This is a genomic window from Agrococcus sp. HG114 (genome assembly GCF_024723325.1).
Taxonomy (GTDB): Bacteria; Actinomycetota; Actinomycetes; order Actinomycetales; family Microbacteriaceae; genus Agrococcus.
This window is the reverse complement of record NZ_JANQCH010000207.1, coordinates 1-1,863: the sequence shown is the minus strand read 5'-3', so window position 1 is coordinate 1,863 and position 1,863 is coordinate 1. Positions and strand designations below refer to the sequence as shown.

1 protein-coding gene and 1 pseudogene are annotated in these 1,863 nt (G+C 76.7%); both read left to right on the top strand.

Translation table 11 applies throughout. The features are described from left to right. A pseudogene (locus NWP09_RS12685) lies at positions 1-465 on the top strand (biotin-dependent carboxyltransferase family protein); the annotation flags it as partial. Beyond that, positions 450-1,863 (top strand): acetyl/propionyl/methylcrotonyl-CoA carboxylase subunit alpha (locus NWP09_RS12680; protein WP_258275860.1); only part of this gene is annotated, 1,414 nt, incomplete at its 3' end. The pseudogene NWP09_RS12685 and the gene NWP09_RS12680, both read left to right, overlap by 16 nt.

The following is a 1,863-nucleotide window of genomic DNA, read 5'->3' as shown; positions in this document are numbered from 1 at the left end:
CCGCTGCACGGGCCGCTCGCCGCGACCGCCGCGGTCGAGCGCACCCGCGCGCCCCGGGTGCCGCTGCCGCGCGCGGGCGAGGAGGTCGAGCTGACCATCGTGCTCGGACCCCGCGCCGACTGGTTCAGCGACGCGGCGCTGCGCACGCTCCTCGACCAGGAGTGGCTCGTCACGCCGCGATCCGACCGCGTGGGCGTGCGGCTCGAGGGCGCCGTGCCGCTCGAGCGCGCGCGGGAGGGCGAGCTCGAGAGCGAGGGCGCGGTCACCGGCGCCATCCAGGTGCCGCCCGACGGCCAGCCGGTGCTCTTCCTGCCCGACCACCCGCTCACCGGCGGCTACCCCATCATCGGCGCGGTCGTCGACCGCGACCTCGACCGCGCGGGCCAGCTGCCCCCGGGCGCGCGCATCCGGTTCCGCCTCGCCGACCCGACCACCGACCAGGAGGACCCGTGCAGAAGATCCTGATCGCCAACCGAGGCGAGATCGCCGTGCGCGTCGCGCGCGCGTGCGCCGAGGCGGGCTACCGCTCGGTCGCCGTCTACGCCGACCAGGACGTCGACGCGATGCACGTGCGGCACGCCGACGAGGCCGTCGCGCTGCCCGGCACGACGGCGGCCGAGACCTACCTGAACGCGGATGCGCTGCTCGCGGCGGCGCGGACGTCCGGCGCGGACGCGGTCCACCCCGGATACGGCTTCCTCTCCGAGAGCGCGGCGTTCGCGTCGGCGGTCGAGCAGGCGGGCCTCACCTGGATCGGGCCGACCCCCGAGAGCATCGCCGCGCTCGGCGACAAGGTCACGGCGCGCCGGATCGCGCAGCAGGCGGGCGCGCCCCTCGCACCGGGCACCGACCGTCCGCTCGCCGACGCCGACGAGGCGGTCGCGTTCGCGCGCGAGCACGGCCTGCCCGTCGTCGTGAAGGCGGCCTTCGGCGGCGGGGGCCGCGGGCTCAAGATCGCGCGCTCGATCGAGGAGGTCCCCGACGCCTTCGCGTCCGCGACCCGCGAGGCCCTCGCGGCGTTCGGGCGCGGCGAGTGCTTCATCGAGCGCTACCTCGAGCGGCCCCGGCACGTCGAGGCGCAGGTGCTCGGCGACGGCCGCGGCGGCGTCGTGGTCGTGGGAGATCGCGACTGCTCGCTGCAGCGGCGCAGCCAGAAGCTCATCGAGGAGGCGCCCGCGCCCGGGCTCAGCGACGAGCAGCGCGCCCGGATCCACGACGCATCCCGCGCGATCTGCGCGGCGGTGGACTACCGGGGAGCGGGCACGGTCGAGTTCCTCCTCGCCGCAGACGGCACGATCGCGTTCCTCGAGGTGAACACCCGGCTGCAGGTCGAGCATCCGGTCACCGAGGCGGTCACGGGCGTCGACCTCGTGCGCGAGCAGCTCCGCATCGCGGAGGGACGCGGCCCCTCGATCCGGGAGACGCCCGCGCCGGTCGGCCACGCGATCGAGCTGCGGCTCAACGCGGAGGACCCGGGCCGCGGATTCCTGCCGAGCCCCGGCACGGTCGAGTCGCTGCGGGTCCCGGGCGGCCCGGGCGTGCGCTGGGACGCGGGCGTCGAGGCGGGCGATCGCGTCGAGGCCGCGTTCGACTCGCTCGCGGCGAAGCTCATCGTGCACGCGGTCGACCGCGACGCCGCGCTCGTGCGCCTGCGGCGAGCGCTCGGCGAGCTCGAGGTGGCCGGCATCGCGACCGTCGCGCCCTTCGCCGAGGCCGTGCTCGACGAGCCCGCCTTCAGCACGGCGGGCTTCGCCGTGTCGACGCAGTGGATCGAGTCGGAGCTCATGCCGCGGCTCGAGCCGCAGCTCCGGCCGGCGCCGACCCGGGAGGCGAGGCTGCGCCGCGTGCCGATCGAGGTCGACG